Source organism: Bartonella senegalensis OS02, from assembly GCF_000312545.1.
GTDB classification, from domain to species: Bacteria; Pseudomonadota; Alphaproteobacteria; order Rhizobiales; family Rhizobiaceae; genus Bartonella; species Bartonella senegalensis.
In genome coordinates this window covers 413491-437193 of record NZ_HE997540.1, presented here as the reverse complement: position 1 = coordinate 437193, position 23703 = coordinate 413491, and the positions used below count along the sequence as shown (strand labels likewise).

Genomic DNA, 23703 nt, shown 5'->3' with positions numbered 1-23703 from the left:
GAGGTTCATATGACAAAGATTACAACTAAAAATCCTGTTGTTTGCGCTGTCAATTGGAATAGATTGCATGATGAGAAAGATCTTGAAGTTTGGAATCGTCTAACGGGAAATTTTTGGTTACCTGAAAAGGTTCCGCTTTCTAATGATATTCCTTCATGGGCGAGTTTAACGGAGGAAGAACGCAAGTTAACCATTCGTGTTTTTACAGGGTTAACACTTCTGGATACGATTCAAAATACTGTAGGCGCCATTTCACTTATGGCTGATGCGATAACAGAGCATGAGGAGGCAGTGTTAACGAACATTGCGTTCATGGAAGCGGTTCATGCACGTTCTTATTCTTCTATTTTTTCAACATTGTGTTCGACTGTAGAAGTCGATGATGCTTTTAGATGGTCAGAGGAAAATACGCATTTGCAAAAAAAAGCCAGATTAGTGCTTGAGCGTTATGAAGGAAATGATCCACTCAAGAAGAAAATTGCTTCAACTTTACTTGAAAGCTTTTTATTTTATTCTGGTTTTTATTTACCCATGTATTGGGCCAGCCGCGCTAAATTGACCAATACAGCTGATCTCATTCGGCTTATCATTCGTGATGAAGCAGTCCATGGTTATTATATAGGCTATAAATTTCAATTAGGTTTTGCAAAGCTTGATGACGCCAAAAAGCAGGAAGTTAAGGATTTTGCTTTTAACTTGCTCTTCGACCTTTATAATATTGAATGTAAATATACGGAAGATCTTTATGACGCACTTGGATTGACGGAGGATGTTAAAATTTTTCTTCATTATAATGCAAACAAGGCTTTAATGAATTTAGGTTTTGAAGCTCTTTTCCCACCTGAGGTTTGTCGTGTGAATCCTGCTATTTTAGCCGCTTTATCACCGAATTCTGATGAGAATCATGATTTTTTTTCAGGGGCTGGCTCTTCCTATGTTATTGGCAAGGCAGTTGCAACCACGGATGACGATTGGGAATTTTAACGGTTACATACAAAGAGAAGGGCGCGGGGTATACCGTTTAAGTCTTTGCGCATTTCTAAACATTTGAAGTCCTTTTTTTCAAATAAGTCGCAGACTTCTTTTTCTTGAGAGTAGCCGATTTCGACAGCGACAGAACCTTTTTCTGTTAAGTAGTTTGCTGCTTTGTCAGAAAGCTTTCGATAAAAATCAAGACCATCTTTTCCACCAATCAATGCGCGCAAGGGATCATGTAGACGTACTTCCTTTGCAAGCTTTGTGATATCTGTTTCTGGAATATAGGGTGGATTAGAAATAATGAGATCGAATCGACCTGTAACAGAATCAAACCAATCGCTCAGAAGAGTTGTAAAGCGATTGATAACTTTCGCACTTTTTGCATTTTTTGTAGCTGTTTTAAGAGCGTTTTCAGAAATATCGACAGCCACTGCATAGGAGTGTGGAATATGCTTGAGAATTGTGATGGCAAGAGCACCACTTCCTGTTCCCATATCAAGCAGTGTTATTTTTTTTGATTTTTCACCCTGTTTTTTGAGGAATGGTAAAACAAGATCCACCAGCGTTTCTGTATCGGAACGTGGTTCTAATGTTTCTTGAGAGAGTGCAAAAGATATACCATAAAACTCTCGTTTTCCGATAATACGGTAGACAGGTTCACCCGCAATACGTCGTTGAATAGCTTTTTCTAAGTGTGCCCTTTGTTCAAAAGATAGGCAGAGATTTGGTTGCAGAATCCTATCAGATGTATTGGTATGTGTTATCCATTCGACCAGTATTTTTGCCTCAAGATTGGCTTCAGAAATTCCTTGAGAGCGCAATTTTTCTTGCGTTTGTCGGATGATATTGTTGAGAGAATGCTTGTTCATCCATGATGATCCATTTCCATAAGGAGAGTTGTTTGATGGTCAGATATGAGTGCATGAATAAGTTCATCAAGATCTCCTTCTAAAATGCGATCAAGCTTATAAAGAGTGAGATTAATACGATGATCTGTGACGCGTCCTTGTGGGAAGTTATAGGTACGAATACGTTCTGAACGATCACCAGAACCAACTTGGTTTTTACGGGATGCTGAGCGTTCATTTTCCGCTTTTTGTCGTTCGATATCAAATAAGCGTGCGCGTAAAATTTGCAATGCTCGTGCGCGATTTTGGTGTTGTGATTTTTCTGCTTGTACAACCATAATTCCAGTTGGAATATGTGTGATACGAACAGCAGAATCCGTTGTATTGACATGCTGTCCTCCTGCTCCAGAGGCACGCATTGTATCGATACGAATATCTTCTGGACGAATTTCAATATCAATTTCTTCAGCTTCTGGTAGCACAGCAACCGTAGCAGCAGATGTATGGATGCGTCCACCGGTTTCTGTTTCAGGAATACGTTGCACACGATGAACACCTGATTCAAATTTGAGTTTAGAAAAGACACCCCTTCCTGAAATGGTAGCAATAATTTCTTTGTATCCACCAACCTCTCCTTCATGAAGCGAAACAACTTCTACTTTCCAGTTGTGAGAAGCAGCATATCGTTCATACATGCGAAAAAGGTCACCGGCGAAAAGTGCTGCTTCTGATCCACCTGTCCCGGCTCGAATTTCAACAATGGCGCTTTTTTCATCAGCAACGTCTTTGGGCAAAAGAAGAATCTGAAGCTCTTGCTCAAGTTGTTCCATTTTTTGAGATAATAATGGGAGCTCTTCTTGGGCAAGATTACGCATCTCTATATCTGTCAGTTTATCACTGATGATAGTTTCTAGATCTGTAATCTCTCTGTAAAGAGTATTTAATGCTCTTATGGAAATAACAATCGGTTGCAATTCAGCATATTCAGAAGCTAATTTTACATAAGTTTCAGCACTTGGGTTTTTAGCCATTTGGCTTTCAATTATTTCAAAGCGCTTTTCAAGTTGTCTCATACGATCTTGTGGCAAAGAAACCATGATAATATTTGGCCTCATTTATTATAATACTTTTATTGTAATATGAGTGATAGAATATTTTATAGCATCCTATAAAAAAGGGTAATAAAGGAGAAAAGCTTTCTTGCCAATGGAAACTGCAGACTTTTAAAGAGAACTTGTGCAAAATTCTGTTTGCAAAAACAACTTTTTGATGACAGCTGAGCAACGATCACTCTAAAAGTTACGTTTTTTCCCATAAAGTTCAAGGCGGTGATGAATAATATCATAGCCAAGGGACTTAGCAATTTCTTCTTGCAACTTTTCAATGACATCAGAATGAAATTCGATAACTTGCCCTGTTTCTAAATCAATGAGATGATCATGGTGCTGCCCGCCTGCTTGCTCAAAACGAGAGGGCCCACCACTAAAACTATGGCGATGAATTGTTCCGTTTCCTTCTAATATCTTCATGGTTCGATAGACAGTTGAGAGCGAAATGCTGGAATCTATTTTGTTAGCGCGCTGAAAAATTTCAAACGCATTAGGATGATCTTTTGTGTCCATCAAAATATCAAGAATAATACGTCTTTGACGTGTAACTCTTAAACCTGCAGCGCGCAATTGCAATTCTTGCTCATAATTTCGCTTTTTATGCATCTTAATAACTGTTATATTAGCTATTATACTTTTCAGACGAAAGCACCATGACAATGTTTGTATTTTTTTTCTGAACCACAAGGACAACGTTCATTTCGCCCCACTTTTCCCCATGTGGTTGAATCTTTAGGATTACGATCTTTCGGATTAACGAATTTATTTTCTTGTGATTGTGCCCACAAGGTAGAACTATTTTTTTCACTTTGAGTGTTCAAGAGAGAGTCATCACCATCCGTTTGTTCAGATATCAGTTGTTCGATGGGCTGTTGAATGATCTCGAAACGCATGAGTTTAGAAGTAACAATTCTGCGTAAATTTCTGAGCATAGCTTGAAAGAGCTCAAATGATTCGGTCTTATATTCGTTGAGAGGATCACGTTGCGCATAACCACGAAAACCGACAACGGAACGGAGATGATCTAAATGTACTAAGTGTTCGCGCCATAATGTATCAATGGTTTCAAGTAATACAGCCTTATGAAAATAAGCGATAACTTCTGGAGAGTAGCGTTCAGTACGTTCATTTTCAAGTTTGGTGACAGCATCTGATATACGCTCTAAGATTTGTTCTTCAGCAATTCCGTCTTCTTTTGCCCATGTTTCGATTGGCAGTTCAAGATTAAAGAGCTGGTGAAGTTCCTCTTGTAGAGCTTTAACATCCCATTTTTCGCAATATGTTCCAGAGGGAATGTAGGTCTCGACGAGATCTTCAATCACTTCATTGCGCATCTCGAGAATCATTTCAGTCAAATCTTTTGAGTTCATGACTTCCATGCGCTGCTCAAAAATAACTTTGCGCTGATCATTCATCACATCGTCATATTTTAATAAATTTTTACGAATTTCGAAATTTCTCGCTTCAACTTTTTTTTGCGCTTTTTCGATAGCTTTATTAATCCATGGATGAATAATGGCTTCGTCTTCTTTTAATCCAAGCTTTTGTAACATGCCATCCATACGGTTGGAACCGAAGATTCGCATGAGATCATCTTGAAGAGAAAGAAAGAATTTTGAGCGACCGGGATCACCTTGGCGACCCGAACGTCCACGTAGCTGGTTATCAATACGGCGACTTTCGTGGCGTTCAGTCGCAATAACATAAAGACCACCAGCAGTTAATGCTTTTTCTTTGAGTTGCTTGACATCTTTTTTAATTTCTTCAATTTTTGCAGTCCGTTCTGGTCCTTCCGGCATATCCTGTAATTCTTGTCGAATGCGCATTTCGACATTCCCACCAAGCTGTATATCAGTGCCGCGACCAGCCATGTTGGTTGCGATAGTTAAGGCTCCAGGAACGCCTGCCTGTGCAATAATATAGGCTTCTTGCTCATGATAGCGGGCATTGAGAACTCTAAAGTTGGCAATACCTTCTTTTCGCAAACGTTCTGCCAATTGTTCTGATTTTTCAATAGAAGTTGTTCCAACAAGAATAGGCTGTCCTTTTTCATGGGCTTGACGAATATCACGCACAATAGCACGATATTTCTCTTCTGCTGTTCGATAGATTTCATCATCTTCATCACGGCGCTGTACTGGTAAATTTGTAGGAACTTCGATAACTTCAAGACCGTAAATATTACTAAATTCTTCTGCTTCTGTTATGGCAGTCCCTGTCATACCAGACAGTTTTTTGTACATACGGAAATAATTTTGAAAAGTAATGGAAGCAAGAGTCTGATTTTCTGGTTGAATAGCAACGTGCTCTTTGGCTTCTAATGCTTGATGAAGTCCCTCGGAGTAACGCCGCCCTGGCATCATACGACCTGTGAATTCGTCAATGATAACAATTTCATCATTGCGGACGATGTAATCCTTGTCACGGACAAAGAGCTTATGGGCTTTTAGAGCATTATTGATATGATGGACTATAGCGACATTTTCTATATCATAGAGACTCTCACCTTTAAGATGCCCTGCCTGTTCAAGCATTTTCTCGATTTTTTCAGTACCAACTTCGGTAAAGGTTGTTGTTTTTTGTTTTTCGTCTATTTCGTAGTCTTCTGGGGTTAAGACAGGAATAAATGTATCAATAAGGTTATAGAAATCGGTTCGATCTTCTAACGGGCCAGAAATAATAAGGGGAGTACGCGCTTCATCAATGAGGATCGAATCAACTTCATCGACGATTGCATAATGATGCCCACGTTGGACCATTTGACTACGATCGAAAGCCATATTATCGCGCAGATAATCAAAGCCCAATTCATTATTTGTGGCGTAGGTGATATCACATGCATAGGCAGCTCGGCGGGCATCACTATCAAGATCATGCAAAATCACACCTGTTGTAAGTCCTAGAAAACCGAAGATTTTCCCCATTGTTTCAGCATCACGATTGGCAAGATAATCGTTGACTGTCACGACATGGACGCCTTTTCCTTCCAATGCATTGAGATAAATTGGCAGGGTTGCCATTAATGTTTTTCCTTCACCGGTGCGCATTTCAGCAATGCCGCAATCATGAAGCACCATTCCACCAATGAGCTGTACATCAAAAGGGCGCATATTATAAACACGTTTTGCTGCTTCGCGGACAGTTGCAAAAGCTTCTGGTAAGAGCAAATCAACGGTTTCCCCTGCCACGAGACGTTGACGAAATTCATCGGTTTTTTTGCAGAGTTGCGTATCGTTTAATTTCTGGAATTGTTCTTCCAAAGCATTAATTTGTTCGGCTTTTTTGCGAAGAGCCTTGAGGCGTCGTTCATGAGCTGAACCAAAAAATTTACGTGCTAAGACACCTAAACCGACCATCCCTGGCCCTCTCTTTTATTTATTACCACTCTCATTGGATATTCCATATGTTATCCCCATACTCTAAATCTCGTAAAGTATTTAATAAAATCAAGCACAGATAGTACCACTATACTTGTTAGTGCGCAATTTTTCACTTCGATTATTGGAGTAGAGATAAGGAGATAAGTGCACTATGTCAACTTTAGTAATGCTGTTTAATGGGCATATTACAGAGTAATTTATGGTATAATATGATATTTTCTATATGTTTTTGGGGTATTATGAAGTGGGGAAGCAGAGATTGAGAAAGAAAAAAGTTTATGTTTTTTTTAACAAAATTATCAGTTTATTTCTCTCTGTTTAGAGATTAAAATGTTATAGATGAAAAAAATTGGGATCTTGAACATGCGTTCATTCTTAAGGAGTATATTTATGAAATTTAATTTTATCACGCTGTTTTTGACATCAACTTTATTGGTAAACACGAATTTGGGTGTGATGGCTCAAGAAGGTGTGAAGTCTGCGCCGAGTGATTTAAAGACTTTGGAGAAAGCTTCTGAAAAAACGGTTGCTCCCTCTCATGTTATGGCAGTTATTGATGGGAAGGAAGTGACAGCAGGGCAATTGGATGATTTAGCGCTTGAAATAAATCCTAATTTAGCGCGTTTTTCTGATGAACAACGCCGTATAACAGTTTTAAAAGCTTACCTAGATATGCAAGCACTTGCGAAAGCGGCAATTGAAGAAGGTCTCGATAAGAGCGAAGCTTACAATAAACGTATGGCAGTTATGCGTGACAACGTTCTTCAGCAGCTTTATTTTAAACAGACGGTTGTTGATCAGATTTCAGATGCTGATTTGGAGGCACTTTACAAAAAGGAAGTGGCTGCTTTACCCAAAGAGGATGAAATTAAAGCACGTCATATTTTGGTCAAAACAAGAAAAGAAGCGGAAGCTATCATTAAACGTTTAAATAAGGGGGAAAGTTTTGAAGCGATTGCAAAAAAGAATTCAACAGATGGTTCAGCAGCTGTTGGTGGCGATCTTGGTTATTTTAGTCATGGTCAAATGGTCAAGCCTTTTGAAGATGCTGCGTTTAGTTTGAAAGTTGGCGAATACACAAAAAAGCCTGTTGAAAGCCCATTTGGTTGGCATATTATCAAGATAGAAGATCGCCGTGTGAAACAACCTCCTGTCTTTGATGATGTGAAAGAGATGTTGCGTACACAGCTGATAAAAGAGCGTTACCAAAAACTCATTGCTGATTTGCGTAAAAAGGTAGATGTGAAATACCCTGATCCTCATGTTACAAAACTCATGCAATCACTCAGTCAAAATGAGGCGCCGCTTCCCGATAATACATCTGATGAAGAAGATGCAGCAGAATAGCATCTTTGAAGCTAGGCGATTTGAGAGATTGGTTTTGTTCAAAAAGCCTAGCAGATGTTTGTTATTAGGTCATTTACCGGCAGTTATTTCATCTATTTTTATGGAAAGTAGAGTGTGCCTTTAGAAATATCTCCTTTATCTCCGCAAAATATACAGGAGCTTCCACCCATATCTGGTGCGCGGATAGCAACGGCTAAGGCTGGGATTAAATATAAAGATCGTACCGATCTTCTTTTTATTGTATTTGATCAGCCAGCAAGTGTAGCAGGTGTTTTTACGCGCTCAAAATGTCCATCTGCTCCTGTAGAACATTGTCGTGTATCACTTCCTCATGGAGTTGCTCGAGGTGTTGTGGTTAATTCTGGCAACGCAAATGCCTTTACGGGGCGTAAAGGAAAGCAAACAGTAGACGCGGTAGTCTGTGCTGCAGCGAATGCTTTAAAGGTTAAAGAAAATGAGATCTTTATAGCTTCTACAGGTGTTATTGGTGAGCCGATGGAGGCATCGAGTATTGTAAATCTTTTACCAAATATGGTTAAGACAGCAAAAGAAGGAAATTGGTTGGAGGCTGCAAAAGCTATTATGACCACTGATACATTTCCAAAGCTTGCTACACGCAGATTTTTTTGTGGTGGAGAAACTATTACCATGAATGCTATTGCAAAAGGTGCTGGTATGATTGCACCAGATATGGCAACGATGCTCTCTTTTGTGGTGAGTGATGCTGGAATTTCTTCGGATATACTCCAATCCATGTTATCAGAGGCAGTTCAGGAAACTTTCAATTCGATCACTGTGGATAGTGACACCTCAACATCAGATACCCTCATGATGTTTGCGACAGGAAAAGCAAAAGGAAATTTCCCAAGCCTTACAAGTAAAACTGATCCACGCTATGAGATATTCTCAAAGCAGTTGCGAACGCTTTTACATGAGCTTGCGCTACAAGTTGTTTGTGATGGTGAAGGGGCACGTCATTTAATTGAAGTTCATGTAATGGGTGCTACCACAGACAGTGCTGCGAAGACTATTGCTTTTTCAATTGCAAATTCACCACTTGTAAAAACGGCTATTGCCGGTGAAGACGCTAATTGGGGACGAGTGGTTATGGCAGTTGGTAAGGCAGGTGTTGAAGTAGACCGTGATTTGTTGACGATTTGGTTTGGTGAACATCGTTTGGCGATCAATGGCGAACGTGATCCTGAATATTGTGAAGAGGAAATAGGCGCTTATATGCAAGGGAAACACATTACAATTCGTGTTGATATTGGCTTGGGCAGTGGTAAAGCCACTGTTTGGTCTTGCGATTTAACGAAGGAATACGTTATGATCAATGGTGATTACAGAAGTTAATTGGTGCACCATAAATTTGACATTGGATATCTGTATGTCTTTTCGTAGACTGCTTAAGTATTTTAACTCTTTCATCTTAAACTAGTGGGTAGGGAGGGAATGAGAGAAGAGACAGTTATCTTTATTATCTTGGGTGGAGAGTGGTATGCCTATAAAAAGTTCACTTCTTATTGTTGTTGCATGCGCATTGTTAGATCAAAATAATCATGTTTTGTTGACACAGCGTCCCCAAGGAAAATCACTGGCTGGTTTATGGGAGTTTCCTGGTGGAAAGGTTGAGAAAGGCGAAACTCCAGAAGCTTCATTAATTCGTGAATTAGAAGAAGAACTTGGTATTCATGTTCAAGCAGATAATTTGCTCCCCTTAACATTTGCAAGTCATAGCTATGAAACATTTCATCTTTTGATGCCGTTGTATCGTTGCTCCCATTATGAAGGTGTTGCAAAGGGAAGAGAAGGGCAAAATTTAAAATGGATTTTTATTGGCGATCTTGATAAATATCCTATGCCTGAAGCTGATAAGCCATTGGTTAAGGTATTGAAAAATTTCCTTTTTGAATGATTTTATGAGAGGGCAATAATTCTTCTAAATAAAGGGGTATTTATCTTATAAAACGCTAACGATAGGGAAGATTCGAGAGAACTCTTATCGAAGAGAGGTCATTGTCAATGTCATTGGGGATTTTTCTTTTTGATGTGATCAAGAGCTTAATCATCATACTGCATTTGTTTGATAAGAAATCGATTTATAACACGAATTATTATTACATATATTAAATCAGATTTTTAGTGTCATATTTATTATTTCAAACACTCTGACTCTGGATCAGAAAAATTTTACTATGAGTGATCAATAAAGTGATTGAGATAGGTTTATAAAGTGGTGAGCTTATAAACTTGAAAAACAGAGTTTGAAAATGAAGGAAAAATATTGATTTTTAAGGATAAATCATCATTTTTGAACTTGAATAAGAATCTCGGACTTGTAAGTTTTTTCCATCATAAACTTTTTCATATTCAATCAAAGAAACTCTTTCCTTGTATACCACAAGCGAGGTTTTATGGGTAAAAAGCACTTAAAGAAAGAAGTAAAAATTCTCCTTATAAATCACTTCAGGTGCCAAGGGTTGGAGCCAACACGAGGTGTTGGAAAAAGAAGTATGATGCTGCCATCTTGCTCTTTCATAAGCGTAAAGAGGGTAGTATACAATGATTTTACATTATACTATTCAAGGGTGCCGTAGTGAAATGGGGCTTAGGGGCTTTGACGGATGTTTCTTTAAAACAGGCGTGTGAATGAACAATCCAATGGCATTTTGTTCTTCGTGAAGGGCGTGATCTTATGAAAGAATGTGACAAAAACATAAGACACTATGCAATTTCCATTTTTTAAAAGCTATGAAGCCAAGCAATATTTTTATAATTCATATCCTTCTAAAATGAATGATGCTTCTCCCTCGTTGATTTATAACCCTTTTATTAATCATTGATTGGACAATTTTATCTGATTCAAAGTAAAAATTTTTGAGAAAATGAAATATGGCATATCAAAGATTTAATTTAATATACGTAATGGTGATTTATTTTTAAAACCAATATTTTGATATAAATTGAAAAGTACGTGGCACTGAAACAATATGTATTTGTTTTATCGTTGATGTACAAAGAACTGTTGTATCAATATAACCAACATAACCATCTTTCCATGCAGTGTTTTCATCAAAGCTCTTCAGTAATTGTGTTAACTCATTTTCATAAGATCTAAAAAAACGCGTAAATCTTGAGAAAATTTTTTGAATGAATGGTGAATATAATGTGCAAAAAAGATCAAATGATACATCCTATCGACAATAAATAACTTCGTGAAAGGAGTTTTTTATTCATCTTGAGATCAACAGCGAGCCGTAGTCAGCTTTATTATTTTTAAGGATTCACAATGTCTTCACAGAAGAATCCAATCGCAGGCGGTATTTATCCATCATGCTTATAGAAGAGCGCATATTACAATTCTTGAATTGGTCTACGTTTTTCTACTGGATATTGGTGTTTTTTAGCGATACGTGTTATTGCTTCTTCCAATGGCTCAATCATAACATCCATAGAGTAGCCGTTTGCGTGGATGATATTTTCATCATCACTCATAATGGCAACATGCCCATCCCAAAAAATTAAATCACCTCGCTGTAGTTTATCACCGTCTGTGAGGGGGCTTCCTATGGTCTTTTGTTGCATATCAGTATCACGCAAAACCATTTTGCCTGTCATCATCACGGAAAGTTGAACGAGACCTGAGCAATCAATTCCAAAACCGCTGACACCTCCCCATAGGTAAGGTGTATGGATAAGAGTTTCGGCAACTGTAACATAGTCTTCATACACGCACCCAATAGGACTAAGATGGCGTGTAATAATTGCTCTTCCATTTTCAAGGATAGAATACATTGTGCCACGCACTTCAGTTTCATCCACAACAGTGACTTTGCTTCCCATGGATAAAGGGTATTCCATTGGTCCACGCAAGTCAGCTTGTAAATATTGAAAAGTACGTGGTACTGAAACGATATGCGTCTGTTTTATTGTTGATGTACAAAGAACTGTTGTATCAATATAACCAACATAACCATCTTTCAAGGATTGCCCCCACGACATAGTCTCTCCTTGTTCAAAGATGAGAAGTTCTTCACCTAATAAGCATTCTGTTTGTCTTTCGCTTTTTTTGTTATTTTCTTTAAACAGTCCCGCGACAGCTGTATTGACGCGTTTTTTTTCACCTTGAACAAAACGTTGAGCGATAATCTCTGTTTCGAAACGCTTATCTGCCAGATCATCTCTGAATGCATATAATCTTGGATCTTTAGAGAGCATCTTTTTACCTTCTCTTTTGTTTTTTACCTTTAAACAGATTCATGAAAACTAATTTTTATAGAATTTTTCATTCTCAAAGAAAGCACAGAGCGAATTCAAAGTGATAAGCAATCATTCTAAAGATTTAGAATTGTCCATCTTTGTGGACATTTTGCGTCAAGCTTAATTTTTAAAGAGGTTATAAAGAGCACGGATAGCTTGCGCCGAACCGCCAGCAGGAGCGCCTGGTTTTTCTTTTGGAGTCCACCCATAAAGATCAAAATGCGCAAAATGTTTGGTTTTTTCAACAAAAGATTTCAGAAATAAAGCCGCAACTATGGAGCCAGCAAAATTATTACCAGTGATATTGTTAAGATCAGCGATTGGGGATGATAACATCTCCTGATAAGGTTTCCAGAGTGGCATTTGCCAAAGAGGATCGGAGACAGAATGCGCAGATTGAGCAATTTGTTGCGCCCATATTGAATCATTACAATAAAATGCGGGCAACTCTGGTCCTAACGCTATACGCGCTGCTCCTGTTAAAGTTGCCATGCAAAGCATGAATTGTGGACTTTCTTCATCACCATAGGCAAGCGCATCAGCAAGGACAAGCCGCCCTTCTGCATCTGTATTTCCAACTTCAACATTTAAACCTTTACGACTTTTGAGAATATCGCCTGGTCTGTAAGCATTCGCAGAAATTGCATTTTCAACAGCGGGGATTAAAACACGCAGACGAAAGGGTAGTTTCGCGTCCATGATAAGCTTAGCCAATCCCAAAACATGTGCAGCTCCTCCCATGTCTTTTTTCATGAGTAACATGTTATTGGCTGATTTAATATCAAGTCCTCCAGTATCGAAGGTTACGCCTTTGCCAACCAACGTTATTTTAGGGTGATTTTCCTGTCCCCAGTGGAGTTCAATGAGTCTTGGTGCAATATTGCTAGCGCGCCCTACGGCATGAATCATTGGAAAATTATGTGTTAAAAGTTCATCTCCACAAATGCTTTGGACTTGAGCACCATAGGTTTTTCCCAGTTTGCGTGCTTCTTTCTCAAGGATATCAGGGGTCATATCATTGGCTGGAATATTGATAAGATCACGAACAAAAAAAACAGTTTCATAAATTCGCTGAAGCTCATCAAGATCAACAGCATCGTTAACGTAAAATGATAAGGATTTTGCGGGAGAGTTTTGACGATAGCGGTTAAATTGATAACTTCCGAATGCCAATCCAAGATAGCTATTGATTTCATCAGAGGCAGTCCCTTCTAGATACCAACGTCCAGCAGGAAGGTTTTTAGCGAGAAGCCCTGTGATAAAAGGTTCATCACCATTGCCAAGTCCAAAAAGAACTTGTTTTAAATGCCCTGTTTCGTGAGGAATGAAGAGTATTTGCCCTGCTTTACCAGTAAAATCATTAACTTTGATCCATGCTGTTGTTGACGCATCAAGTGATAAATCAACCAGATTCTTTTGATTTACCAAAAATATGGGACAGCTGTTATCAACACGTTCTGAGGTGAAATGAATAGGATATAAATGCATATTGAGAAACCTTTATAGTCGTCGAAGTGCCACATATTCAACCAAATGATTTTTTCCTTTGCGTAGAATGAGATTAGACCGTGGTCGTGTTGGCAATATATTTTCTTGTAAATTTTTCAAATTGATTGTTTGCCAGATATCTTCAGCAATTTTTAGAGATTCTTCTTCATCCATCAGTGCATAACGATGAAAATAGCACTTAGGATCTTGAAAAGCTGTTTTACGCAAACGTTTAAAACGTTCCAAATACCAGTGTCGAATAACTTCTGTTTCAGCATCTACATAGATTGAAAAATCAAAAAAGTCTGAAACAAAAGGAATAATTTTGCCATCTTTAGGGAGGTCACTGACTTGTAACACATTAATCCCTTCAACAATTAAGATATCGGGACGATCGATGGTAATTGTTTGATTTTCTAGAACATCATAGGTCATATGCGAATAAAGTGGAGCACGCACATTCCCAATACCGGCTTTTATGGCAGAAAGAAAGCAAAGTAACTTCTTAATATCATAAGAATCTGGAAAACCTTTACGATTCATACGATTTTTTTGCTCTAAAACAGTGTTAGAATAAAGAAAACCATCCGTTGTAATCAAATCAACTTTAAGATTAGAAGCCCAACGTTTCAAAAGCTCTTGAAGAATACGAGCGGTGGTTGATTTTCCTACCGCAACAGAGCCAGCAATTCCGATGATAAAAGGAGTGATCTTCGTTCCTTCTTGATGTAAAAATTGTTGACGCTTATGAAAAAGTTCCTGTACGGCTTCAACATGGCATGAGAGCAGACGTGATAAAGAAAGATAAATGCGTTGTACTTCTTCAAGATCAATGGGATCATCAATGGAGCGTAAACGTTTAATTTCATCAAAGGTCAAAGTAAGCGGTGTATCCGCACGAAACTGAGACCATTCTTGTGCAGTAAAAACACGATAAGGTGAATATTGATCAGAAGTTGATTTGACCAAATTATCTTTCTGATCAATTTTTGGGAGGATCGTATCAATCATTTGTATCAGTCGAGATCTTTTTGCTACAGTTATTGATTAACAATAAAGTGTGAGGTTGTTTTGTACTCAAGTAAATTTTATTTTCATGCTCTCTTCTTTAATTTAAGATGAGAGAGAGTTTTTAACTTATAGTCCAGTCATTCCAATGTGCATTAATTTGTTCCAAGGAGAGTCCTTGTGCCAAAAAAGCCCATAAAAGTAAACGTGCTTTTACTGCTGATAAATAACCAGACATGAGGGCGCCCGAAGCAATCATATCGACTTCTGAACCTTTATAGCCATAAGTTTTGCGGGTTGTAGGGCCAGTATGGATACGGCTAGCGATAATGATTGGCATTTTTTGTGTGTATTGCCGTACAATATCTGCTTCTTCAAAACTACAGTGCCCTGATCCAAAACCGGCAATGACAAGTCCAGCATAATGCCCACTTTCGAGGCAAAATTTCATTAACTGTGTATCAGAAGATAAAGAAGAGTATAGCAGTGCAACTTGGTGATTATAGCTTTTGGGAAGATCAAATGTTGTTGGGAAAAATTTTTGATCAGTGAAATAAACCAGTTTTCCTTCCAAAAGAATACCTAGAATACCGGACAGACCTGACTGAAATGTCTCAATTTTAACGGTATGGTTTTTCTGGACCCAATAAGGGGAATGAATGGTATCGTTGATGACAACTAAAACACCTTTATTTCGACTTTTTGGATGAGCGGCGACGCGTGTTGCAGCCAAAATATTAGCTGGTCCATCAGCACCTGCTTCATGAGGCAGACGCATAGCACCAGTTACAATAAGTGGTTCGGCTTTATTCCAATAGAGGGAAAGAAAAAAAGCTGTCTCTTCAATTGTATCGGTACCTTGAGTTAAAACAATACCTTCTGCACCTGCTTTGATTTGTTGAGTTGCCCATTCTATAATTTCAAAAAGATTTTTGAAAGATAAAGATCCACTTGGTATTTGCATTAATGTTTGAGCATGGATATCAGCAACGCTATCTAAATCAGGAACACTTTTGATGAGTATATCTGAAGTTAAAGTTGGTTGCATTCTGCCAAAATTGTCAGCAGCCATTGCAATTGTTCCGCCTAATGTCCCTATGGCTATTTTTTTCATGATTTTTCCTCTAAAAGGCGCAGATTATTTCTATAAATTTATTTAGCAACAATTTGCATTGACAACAATGATATCTTTTTTTTATTCCAATAAATTGAGTTTTTCTGAATCATTGTGTTTTGCTTTATATGTTCTTAACTAAAAGACAAGAGTGATGAGATTTTACATTTAATGAAGAGAAGTCAATATTAAGGAGTTTCCTTATGGCAGAACATAAGCCAAACATAATGTATGGTACAACTATTATTACTGTACGAAAAGGTGGCAAAGTCGTAATGGCCGGTGATGGTCAAGTCTCTCTTGGGCAGACAATTATGAAAGGCAATGCACGCAAAGTGCGTCGTCTTGGGAAGAGTGGAGCAGTTATTGCTGGTTTTGCAGGTGCGACAGCGGATGCTTTCACATTGCTGGAAAGATTAGAAACGAAGCTTGAGCAATATCCGGATCAACTGATGCGTGCCTGTGTAGAACTTGCAAAAGACTGGCGAACAGATCGCTATTTGCGTCGTCTTGAAGCAATGATGCTCGTGGCTGATAAGAAAATAACGTTAGCTTTAACAGGGCTTGGTGATGTTTTAGAACCAGAAGACGGGATTATGGCAATTGGTTCTGGAGGCAATTTTGCGCTTTCGGCTGCTCGCGCTCTCATGGATATGGATTTAGATGCAGCAACCATTGCTCGTAAAGCTATGGATATTGCCGCTAAAATTTGTGTTTACACCAATGATCATTTTACAATTGAAACATTGGATGCAGAATTATCTTCTTTAGAGAAAGCTATTTGAATGTGTGTTGTATTTTCCCCTCGAGAGACTGTTTCTGAACTTGATCGTTTTATTATTGGCCAAAATGATGCAAAACGTTCTGTGGCTATTGCACTGCGCAATCGCTGGCGTCGACAACAACTTGATGGTCCGATGCGTGATGAAGTTATGCCCAAAAATATTTTGATGATAGGACCAACAGGTGTTGGTAAAACGGGTATAGCACGTCGATTAGCAAAACTTGCTGGAGCACCTTTCGTGAAAGTAGAGGCAACGAAATTCACTGAAGTGGGTTACGTTGGGCGTGATGTTGAGCAAATTATTCGCGATCTTGTTGAGATTGCCATTTCTCTTGTGCGTGAAAAAAAACGCGATGAAGTGAAAGTAAAGGCTCACATGAATGCTGAAGAGCGTGTCTTAGATGCCCTTGTTGGTAAGACAGCCAGTCCCGCTACTCGTGAGAGTTTTCGTAAAAAATTACGCGACGGTGAATTGGATGACAAAGAGATTGAAATTGAAGTCGCTGATAATAACAGTAATAGTACTTCAACCTTTGATATTCCTGGTATGCCTGGTGCACAGATGGGAATTATGAATTTGTCAGAGATTTTTGGCAAAATGGGGAGTCGTACAAAGATTCGCAAAACGACAGTAAAAGATGCTTTTAAGCCACTTATGGATGATGAATCCGAGAAACTTCTTGATCAGGATCAAATTATTCAAGAAGCGCTTCGTGTTGCTGAAAATGACGGAATTGTTTTTATCGATGAGATTGATAAAATTGCAACCAGGGATGGTGGTGCAAGTGCTACTGTTTCGCGTGAGGGCGTTCAACGGGATCTTTTGCCTTTGGTGGAAGGAACAACAATTGCCACAAAATATGGGCAAATCAAAACAGATCATATCCTTTTTATTGCATCAGGTGCTTTTCATGTATCCAAGCCATCTGATTTATTGCCAGAACTCCAAGGTCGTTTACCTATTCGCGTGGAGCTAAATCCTTTAACAAGGGAAGATTTACGACGTATTCTCACCGAACCTGAAGCCAGTCTGATTAAGCAATATATCGCTTTAATGGCAACGGAAGAGGTTCATTTAGAAATTACCGATGATGCGATTGACGCTTTAGCAGATATTGCTGTAGATTTAAACGCAAGGATTGAAAACATAGGGGCACGGCGTTTGCAAACGGTGATGGAGCGTGTTTTGGATGAGATTTCTTTTACTGCACCTGATAAAGCCGGAACCTCATTTAAAGTTGATGCTGCTTATGTCAAAAAATCTATAGGTGATCTTGCCGCGGATGTCGATCTTTCCCGTTTTATTCTTTAAAGTAAACGCTTGTTTTTATCTACCGGCGTGCTTCAATAACTTTAAAGCCATGGGCTTTTTCATGTATCACTACTGTGCGAAAAAGCCTTTTTAGCACTGTTTCATAAGGCAGGTGGCGATTAGCAACAAGAAGAAAATTACCACCGGGTTTTAGATATTTTGCAGCATTGATAATAAAATGCTGTCCTAATGAAACATCTGTAGTTTGTTGTGTGTGAAACGGTGGGTTTGAAATGATTGTATCATACAGATTTTTGATTGGCTCATGCACAAGGTCATGCCAATAGAAATGGATTGGAAGAGAAGTTTTTATGTGCTTTAGGTGCTGTTTGGCTGCCCTCAAAGCGTTGTAGTCCGCTTCATAAAGATCAAGAGCAGTGAGTTTTTCACTTTTTTCAAGGGCAGCGTGAGAAAGGAAGCCCCAACCAGCACCAAAATCAGCAGTTTTTCCAGAAATAATTTTGCACATATGCGAAGCAAGCACAGTAGATCCTAGATCAATACGACCGTGCGAGAACATGCCAGGAGTAGTTTGAAATTTATTTTCAAAAGTAAGCGGTGGTGAACGCAACTGTGCAATATTCTCTCTCTCTATTTGTTCTGGAACTTGTATCCAGAAGACAAGACCATGATTTTTGGACAATTTATTGGTAATGGGCACAATTTTTTTGACCCATTTCATCATTGAATCAGCACCACTCGTTTTATTTCCACCGATAATGATCCATCCGCCAGGTTTAACACATTCTAATAAATCAAGAAAACAATTTTGGTTAAAACCACGATATTTGTTTAATTGCAAAAGTGCACCATCATGGGTGCAAGTTTGATTGATTTGAGGAGAACAGCGAAATTGAGTATGAGCAAATTTTAAAAAATCTGGTCGCCAAGGTGTTATAATTTCTAAGTTTTTTGTCCATTCTGGAGCGGGGATTTCCGTTAAACCGAAACTTAACCAAGATTGGCTTGGATCAGGGGAGGGGAGAGCATACTTTTCAAAAGGTAAAAATAATAACACATGCGGCTCTTTTAAAGAAAAATGCCATTCCAATTTGGGATGGCATTTAATTTCATGAAAAAAAGAGAAGTTTACTCTTCTTTTTTCTTACGACGGCGCTTGTTTTCAGATTTATTTGTTTCTTCTGCGCATTTTTCTTGTTCTGCTTTTATTGAATCTCCACCAATAATTTCTTTACCGGTCTTTTGATCGACAATTTTCATTGATAAACGAACTTTACCACGTTCATCAAAACCCATCAATTTAACCCAAACTTTATCGCCTTCTTTAACAACATCTGTTGTTTTTGTGACTCGTTCTGTTGTCAGTTGAGAGATATGCACGAGCCCATCGCGTGAGCCAAAGAAGTTTACAAATGCACCGAATTCTGCAGTTTTTACAACTGTTCCTTGATAAATAACACCGATTTCAGGTTCATCAACAATCGAATGGATCCAGCGTTTTGCAGCTTCAATGGTTTTAGCATCGGTAGAAGCAATTCTAATAGTTCCATCATCTTCAATATTGATTTTTGCTCCAGTTTGTTCAACGATTTCTCGAATAACTTTTCCGCCAGAACCAATCACATCGCGAATTTTGTCAATGGCAATGTTCATAACTTCAATGCGTGGAGAAAATTCGCTGAGTTCAGCACGTGCGCTGGTTAAAGCTCTGGCCATTTCGTTAAGAATATGGATTCGTCCACCTTTGGCTTGTTCAAGAGCGATTTTCATAATCTCTTCGGTAATACCATCAATTTTGATATCCATTTGCAAGGCGGTAATACCATTTTCTGTTCCGGCTACTTTAAAATCCATATCTCCAAGATGATCTTCATCTCCTAAAATATCAGAGAGCACAGCAAAGCGTTCACCTTCTTTAATTAAGCCCATGGCAATACCTGCAACGGGGCGTGCCAGAGGAACACCGGCATCCATGAGAGCAAGTGAAGTTCCGCAAACAGTTGCCATGGAAGAGGATCCATTCGATTCAGTGATTTCTGAAACAGCACGAATAGTATAGGGAAAGGATTCTTTGGTTGGCAACATAGGATGAATGGCACGCCACGCCAGTTTACCATGCCCAATTTCGCGGCGACCAGGAGAACCAAGACGCCCTGTTTCCCCTACTGAAAATGGTGGAAAATTATAATGGAGAAGAAATGTTTCCTTATACATACCCGTTAGGGAATCAACATATTGTTCATCTTCACCAGTTCCTAGTGTTGCAATAACAATGGCTTGTGTTTCTCCACGGGTAAAGAGTGCTGATCCATGTGTTCGGGGTAGAAGACCAACTTCTGATTGGATGGGACGGACTGTTGCAAGGTCGCGCCCATCAATACGCTTTTTCGTATCAAGAATATTGGAGCGAACGATTTTTGCTTGCAACTTTTTGAAAACGGTTGCAATTTGATCTACGCTAAATTGACAATCTTCTTCTGTTTCTGGCATAAATTTATTGATAACTTCTGTTTTAAGGATATCAATTGCGGCATAACGTTCCTGTTTATCGGTAATTGTATAAGCTTTTCTTATATCCTGTTCTGCCATTTCCAGCATAGCTGTTTCGAGATCAGAGAGGTCTTCAGGAATAAAATCACGTGGATCTTTTGCGGCAACTTCAGCAAGTTGGATGATGGCATCAAGAACAGGTTGCAAGCTTCTGTGTCCAAACATAACAGCACCCAACATGATATCTTCAGGCAATTCCTGTGCTTCTGATTCAACCATTAATACAGCACTTTCTGTTCCTGCAACAACCAGATCAAGCTTTGATTCGGGCATTTCATCGATATGGGGATTGAGAATATATTGTCCGTTACAGTAGCCAACACGCGCTCCAGCAATGGGGCCCATAAAAGGAACACCTGACAGAGTTAATGCAGCAGAAGAGGCAATCATTGCGAGAATATCGGGATTATTTTCGAGATCATGCTGTATAACAGAAACGATGACTTGCGTATCATTTTTATAACCGTCAGCGAAGAGGGGGCGAATTGGACGATCAATCAAACGTGAAATCAAAGTCTCATTTTCACTTGGTCGGCTTTCACGTTTTAAATAACCACCGGGGATTCTACCAACGGCATAGGATTTTTCTTGATAATTAACGGTGAGTGGGAAAAAGTCCTGATCTGGTTTTGGATTTTTTGCTGATACAACGGTTGCTAAGACAATAGTTTCACCGTAGGTAGCAATGACTGCACCATCAGCTTGACGCGCTATTTTTCCTGTCTCAAGGGTGAGTGGCCGACCGGCCCATTCAATTTCTATCTTGTGTGTTTTGAACATTTTTTATCCTTAATGACCAGTGTTCACATTCTGGTTTTGAGTAGCGTATTTTAAAAGCTATGGGCAGGACAACAAGACACTTCTGTCTTTTGGCGAGAAGAGAGGAATAGATCACAATTTAAAACGCGAAGCAACTAGCAATCCTGCCCCATGAAGTTATTCATCAATTTTTTAAAGCTTTTAACAAAAAGCAGCAAGCTTAAAAAATGGGTGGTTTTTCTACAAAAATCCACCCACCCATTTTTCTTTTAGCGGCGCAAACCTAACTTCTTTATAAGTGTCTGATAACGGTTTTGGTCAATTCCTTTAAGGTAATCAAGTAAGCGACGGCGTTGAGACACCATTTTCAAAAGACCACGACGAGAATGATTATCCTTTTTGTGAGATTTAAAATGATTAGTCAAATTAGCAATACGTTCAGAAAGTACAGCAACCTGCACTTCTGGTGATCCTGTATCACCGACTTTATTAGCATATTCCGCGATAATAGTTTTTTTACGTTCAGCTGTAATCGACATCGTCTTATCCTTTCAAAAAAACAAACAAAAGCCACCCATAGCCGAGATGTCGTCCAGCAAGGGTCTGTGAGAAAACAAGAAGAGTCAAAGACTTCTTATTTATCGTGATGTTTATATAGGAAAGAAGGTCAAAATACTAGTCCTTCAAAAGAACTTAAAGACCTTTTTAAATAAAGGCTTTTGGTTTGAAAGATTGCTTTTAATATTATTTTATGAAAAATTTTTAAAGAATTATGCATCTTTTGAGACAAAGATTTCTGCTTAACAGAGTGTATATTGTAAAAAAAAGCGATAGAATACCGATTTGGAGGCAAAAGATGCAGAGTATTTCAACATTTGAACTTTTTCGTAATTCGGTATTTCGAAATTTGTGGTCATCCACTCTCATTTCTAATTTAGGGGGACTCATACAGGCTGTAGGAGCGGGGTGGTTAATGGCATTGATTAGTTCTTCGCATTCCATGGTCGGGCTTGTTCAAAGTGCTACAACATTACCCCTTGTTATATTTTCTTTGATGGCAGGGGCCTTAGCGGATAATTTTAATCGTCGTCAAATTATGTTGTATGCACAGATTATGATGATGATTATATCAATGATTTTAGCTTTTTTATCCTCTATGGGCTTTCTAACACCTTGGCTTTTATTATGTTTTACATTTTTGATAGGGTGTGGAACTGCCTTTTATAATCCCTCTTGGCAAGCAACCATAGGGGACATTGTGAGCAGGGAGAATATTCCTGCTGCTGTGAGTTTAAACAGCGTTGGTTTTAATTTGATGCGTAGTGTAGGTCCTGCTATTGGGGGTGCTATCATTGCCACGTTAGGTGCAGCTGCAGCTTTTTTGTTCAATGCAATCAGTTACATTCCTTTAATTGGTGCTTTATTTTCCTGGAAACCGATTTATGAAAACAACAGATTACCGCGAGAAAGGCTTTTAGGAGCTGTCTCAGATGGTTTGCGTTATGTTGCAATGTCACCTAATCTTCTCAGTATTATGGTCAGAGCGTTCCTTTTTGGGATTGGAGCGATTTCGATTTTGGCACTTTTGCCAATTGTTGTGCATAAAATTCTTGGGGGAAGCGCATTTCTTTATGGGACATTACTCGGTTGTTTTGGTCTTGGAGCTATGACAGCTGGTATTATTAACGCATCTGTACGGAATTATTTTCGTTTAGAGACAATTATTGCAAGTGCGTTTATTGGTTTTGCTTTTTCCTGCTTTTTTTTAGCAATGAGCCGTTCACTGATTGTAAGCCATATTGCCTTATTTCCTGCAGGCTTATGTTGGGTTTTGGCGTTATCACTCTTCAATACATCTGTACAGCTTTCTACACCCCGTTGGGTTGTTGCACGTGTTTTAGCACTTTATCAAACAGCATCTTATGGTGGGATGGCTATTGGAAGCGCAATTTGGGGCGTTTTAGCTGATGGTTATTCTCCAACAATTGCTTTGAGTATTTGTTCTCTTTTCTTGATTTTTGGAGCACTTGCGGGGATAAAGTTTAGAATTCAGGAAATTCCTCAGATAGATCTAGATCCGCTTGATCATTTTAGAGAACCAGAGCTTTTACTCGATCTAAAAGCAAGGAGTGGTCCGATCATGATTATGATTGATTATCAAATTCATGAAAATGATCTCGAAGAATTTCTCAAAGTGATGACACGTCGTCGCCATATTCGTTTACGTGATGGTGCGCGCCAATGGGTTCTCTTACGCGATCTTGAAAGGCCCCAATATTGGACGGAAGCCTATCATATGCCGACATGGGTAGATTATTTGCGTCATAATCACCGTCGCATAAAAGCAGATGCAGAGGTCAATAAACTCTTGCGTCGCTTAAATCGTGCTCCTAACGGTATAAGAGTACACCGCATGATTGAGCGGCAAACGATACCGCATGTCAATGAGATGCATTTAAAGTCCTCTGCTGATCAGTTACCTTGATGGTAAGAGAGCTAGAACATTTTTAAAAATATTAAGTATGTATAATACTATTTTTATAAATAAATTTGTTAGAATGAACAAAACAGCAAAAGTTTTAGAATTTTAATGAGCACTTTATGCTTTTGGTTGACGGACAGTTTTTTATTGAACAAACAGTTGGAGAGGTTATCAGTGTTACAATTTGTTTAAGCTAAAACCGAAATTTTTATTCTACAAAATCTTTTTACCAAGAGAGCATATTGCATGTAATATCTACATCATCAAAGAGATGATTTAAAACGTCAAAGACGGTACTTTATTTTAAAAGCGAGGGGCGGAAT

At 38.7% G+C, this 23703-nt stretch carries 17 protein-coding genes and 2 pseudogenes; 7 read left to right on the top strand and 12 right to left on the bottom strand.

Annotated elements, in window-relative coordinates; translation table 11 throughout:
- Positions 1-9: 9 nt before the first annotated feature.
- Positions 10-984, top strand: coding sequence for a class 1b ribonucleoside-diphosphate reductase subunit beta (nrdF, locus tag BN200_RS01820; protein WP_019220707.1), 975 nt, complete (start codon positions 10-12; stop codon positions 982-984).
- On the opposite strand, the gene prmC is transcribed toward nrdF, so the two are convergent.
- The 4 genes and pseudogenes from prmC to secA all read right to left on the bottom strand — a co-directional run bounded on the left by prmC (position 981) and on the right by secA (position 6291).
- Positions 981-1847 (bottom strand): peptide chain release factor N(5)-glutamine methyltransferase, encoded by an 867-nt coding sequence (gene prmC, locus BN200_RS01815; RefSeq protein ID WP_019220706.1) that lies wholly within the window; start codon positions 1845-1847, stop codon positions 981-983. The two genes, nrdF and prmC, sit on opposite strands and share 4 nt — an antisense overlap.
- The gene (gene prfA, locus BN200_RS01810) at positions 1844-2923 is read right to left on the bottom strand and encodes a peptide chain release factor 1 (protein WP_034988579.1); all 1080 of its coding nucleotides are present in this window, start codon (positions 2921-2923) and stop codon (positions 1844-1846) included. Before prfA ends, prmC begins: the two co-directional genes overlap by 4 nt.
- A 195-nt stretch (positions 2924-3118) precedes the next feature.
- Positions 3119-3635, bottom strand: a pseudogene (locus tag BN200_RS01805) (Fur family transcriptional regulator).
- Positions 3574-6291, bottom strand: coding sequence for a preprotein translocase subunit SecA (gene secA / locus BN200_RS01800; RefSeq protein ID WP_019220703.1), 2718 nt, complete (start codon positions 6289-6291; stop codon positions 3574-3576). The pseudogene BN200_RS01805 and the gene secA overlap by 62 nt, the downstream one beginning before the upstream one ends.
- A gap of 414 nt (positions 6292-6705) precedes the next feature.
- Between secA and BN200_RS01795 the strand changes: the two genes are divergently transcribed.
- The 3 genes from BN200_RS01795 to mutT all read left to right on the top strand — a co-directional run bounded on the left by BN200_RS01795 (position 6706) and on the right by mutT (position 9577).
- Positions 6706-7662, top strand: a complete 957-nt coding sequence (locus tag BN200_RS01795) for a peptidylprolyl isomerase (RefSeq protein ID WP_019220702.1) — start codon at positions 6706-6708, stop codon at positions 7660-7662.
- 114 nt (positions 7663-7776) lie between these two features.
- Positions 7777-9015, top strand: coding sequence for a bifunctional glutamate N-acetyltransferase/amino-acid acetyltransferase ArgJ (gene argJ, locus BN200_RS01790; RefSeq protein WP_019220701.1), 1239 nt, complete (start codon positions 7777-7779; stop codon positions 9013-9015).
- Between the two features lie 145 nt (positions 9016-9160).
- On the top strand, positions 9161-9577 hold the full coding sequence (gene mutT, locus BN200_RS01785) for an 8-oxo-dGTP diphosphatase MutT (protein WP_019220700.1): 417 nt from the start codon (positions 9161-9163) through the stop codon (positions 9575-9577).
- 1042 nt (positions 9578-10619) lie between these two features.
- Here mutT and BN200_RS09545 read toward each other — a convergent pair.
- The 5 genes and pseudogenes from BN200_RS09545 to BN200_RS01765 form a co-directional block, all read right to left on the bottom strand.
- A pseudogene (locus BN200_RS09545) lies at positions 10620-10748 on the bottom strand (peptidoglycan endopeptidase); the annotation flags it as partial.
- 268 nt (positions 10749-11016) lie between these two features.
- On the bottom strand, positions 11017-11880 hold the full coding sequence (locus tag BN200_RS01780) for a C40 family peptidase (RefSeq protein ID WP_019220697.1): 864 nt from the start codon (positions 11878-11880) through the stop codon (positions 11017-11019).
- Positions 11881-12042: 162 nt separating this feature from the next.
- On the bottom strand, positions 12043-13410 hold the full coding sequence (locus BN200_RS01775) for a leucyl aminopeptidase family protein (RefSeq protein WP_019220696.1): 1368 nt from the start codon (positions 13408-13410) through the stop codon (positions 12043-12045).
- A gap of 12 nt (positions 13411-13422) precedes the next feature.
- Complete coding sequence (gene coaA / locus BN200_RS01770; RefSeq protein ID WP_019220695.1) at positions 13423-14421, bottom strand: type I pantothenate kinase; 999 nt, start codon at positions 14419-14421, stop codon at positions 13423-13425.
- Positions 14422-14542: 121 nt separating this feature from the next.
- Entirely contained in the window at positions 14543-15532 is a 990-nt protein-coding gene (locus tag BN200_RS01765; protein ID WP_019220694.1) for an asparaginase, read from the bottom strand.
- A gap of 203 nt (positions 15533-15735) precedes the next feature.
- On the opposite strand from BN200_RS01765, the gene hslV reads away from it, so the two are divergent.
- Positions 15736-16317 (top strand): ATP-dependent protease subunit HslV, encoded by a 582-nt coding sequence (gene hslV, locus BN200_RS01760; protein WP_019220693.1) that lies wholly within the window; start codon positions 15736-15738, stop codon positions 16315-16317.
- A complete protein-coding gene (gene hslU / locus BN200_RS01755; protein WP_019220692.1) occupies positions 16318-17628 on the top strand; it encodes an ATP-dependent protease ATPase subunit HslU in 1311 nt (436 codons plus the stop codon).
- A 19-nt stretch (positions 17629-17647) separates the two neighbouring features.
- On the opposite strand, the gene BN200_RS01750 is transcribed toward hslU, so the two are convergent.
- The 3 genes from BN200_RS01750 to rpsO all read right to left on the bottom strand — a co-directional run bounded on the left by BN200_RS01750 (position 17648) and on the right by rpsO (position 21437).
- The gene (locus tag BN200_RS01750) at positions 17648-18646 is read right to left on the bottom strand and encodes a class I SAM-dependent methyltransferase (protein ID WP_019220691.1); all 999 of its coding nucleotides are present in this window, start codon (positions 18644-18646) and stop codon (positions 17648-17650) included.
- 71 nt (positions 18647-18717) lie between these two features.
- A complete protein-coding gene (gene pnp, locus BN200_RS01745) occupies positions 18718-20919 on the bottom strand; it encodes a polyribonucleotide nucleotidyltransferase (RefSeq protein ID WP_019220690.1) in 2202 nt (733 codons plus the stop codon).
- A 248-nt stretch (positions 20920-21167) separates the two neighbouring features.
- The gene (rpsO, locus tag BN200_RS01740; protein WP_019220689.1) at positions 21168-21437 is read right to left on the bottom strand and encodes a 30S ribosomal protein S15; all 270 of its coding nucleotides are present in this window, start codon (positions 21435-21437) and stop codon (positions 21168-21170) included.
- A 317-nt stretch (positions 21438-21754) separates the two neighbouring features.
- On the opposite strand from rpsO, the gene BN200_RS01735 reads away from it, so the two are divergent.
- Positions 21755-23383 (top strand): MFS transporter, encoded by a 1629-nt coding sequence (locus BN200_RS01735; protein WP_019220688.1) that lies wholly within the window; start codon positions 21755-21757, stop codon positions 23381-23383.
- Positions 23384-23703: the final 320 nt, after the last annotated feature.

What these genes read in the sequence shown, in the direction of transcription:
- rpsO (WP_019220689.1), bottom strand. Translation starts at nt 21,437, where the DNA reads ATGTCGATTACAGCTGAACGTAAAAAAACTATTATCGCGGAATATGCT.
- mutT (WP_019220700.1), top strand. Translation starts at nt 9,161, where the DNA reads ATGCCTATAAAAAGTTCACTTCTTATTGTTGTTGCATGCGCATTGTTA.
- coaA (WP_019220695.1), bottom strand. Translation starts at nt 14,421, where the DNA reads ATGATTGATACGATCCTCCCAAAAATTGATCAGAAAGATAATTTGGTC.
- BN200_RS01735 (WP_019220688.1), top strand. Translation starts at nt 21,755, where the DNA reads ATGCAGAGTATTTCAACATTTGAACTTTTTCGTAATTCGGTATTTCGA.
- hslU (WP_019220692.1), top strand. Translation starts at nt 16,318, where the DNA reads ATGTGTGTTGTATTTTCCCCTCGAGAGACTGTTTCTGAACTTGATCGT.
- BN200_RS01795 (WP_019220702.1), top strand. Translation starts at nt 6,706, where the DNA reads ATGAAATTTAATTTTATCACGCTGTTTTTGACATCAACTTTATTGGTA.
- BN200_RS01765 (WP_019220694.1), bottom strand. Translation starts at nt 15,532, where the DNA reads ATGAAAAAAATAGCCATAGGGACATTAGGCGGAACAATTGCAATGGCT.
- secA (WP_019220703.1), bottom strand. Translation starts at nt 6,291, where the DNA reads ATGGTCGGTTTAGGTGTCTTAGCACGTAAATTTTTTGGTTCAGCTCAT.
- BN200_RS01780 (WP_019220697.1), bottom strand. Translation starts at nt 11,880, where the DNA reads ATGCTCTCTAAAGATCCAAGATTATATGCATTCAGAGATGATCTGGCA.
- BN200_RS01775 (WP_019220696.1), bottom strand. Translation starts at nt 13,410, where the DNA reads ATGCATTTATATCCTATTCATTTCACCTCAGAACGTGTTGATAACAGC.
- prfA (WP_034988579.1), bottom strand. Translation starts at nt 2,923, where the DNA reads ATGGTTTCTTTGCCACAAGATCGTATGAGACAACTTGAAAAGCGCTTT.
- nrdF (WP_019220707.1), top strand. Translation starts at nt 10, where the DNA reads ATGACAAAGATTACAACTAAAAATCCTGTTGTTTGCGCTGTCAATTGG.
- hslV (WP_019220693.1), top strand. Translation starts at nt 15,736, where the DNA reads ATGGCAGAACATAAGCCAAACATAATGTATGGTACAACTATTATTACT.
- prmC (WP_019220706.1), bottom strand. Translation starts at nt 1,847, where the DNA reads ATGAACAAGCATTCTCTCAACAATATCATCCGACAAACGCAAGAAAAA.
- pnp (WP_019220690.1), bottom strand. Translation starts at nt 20,919, where the DNA reads ATGTTCAAAACACACAAGATAGAAATTGAATGGGCCGGTCGGCCACTC.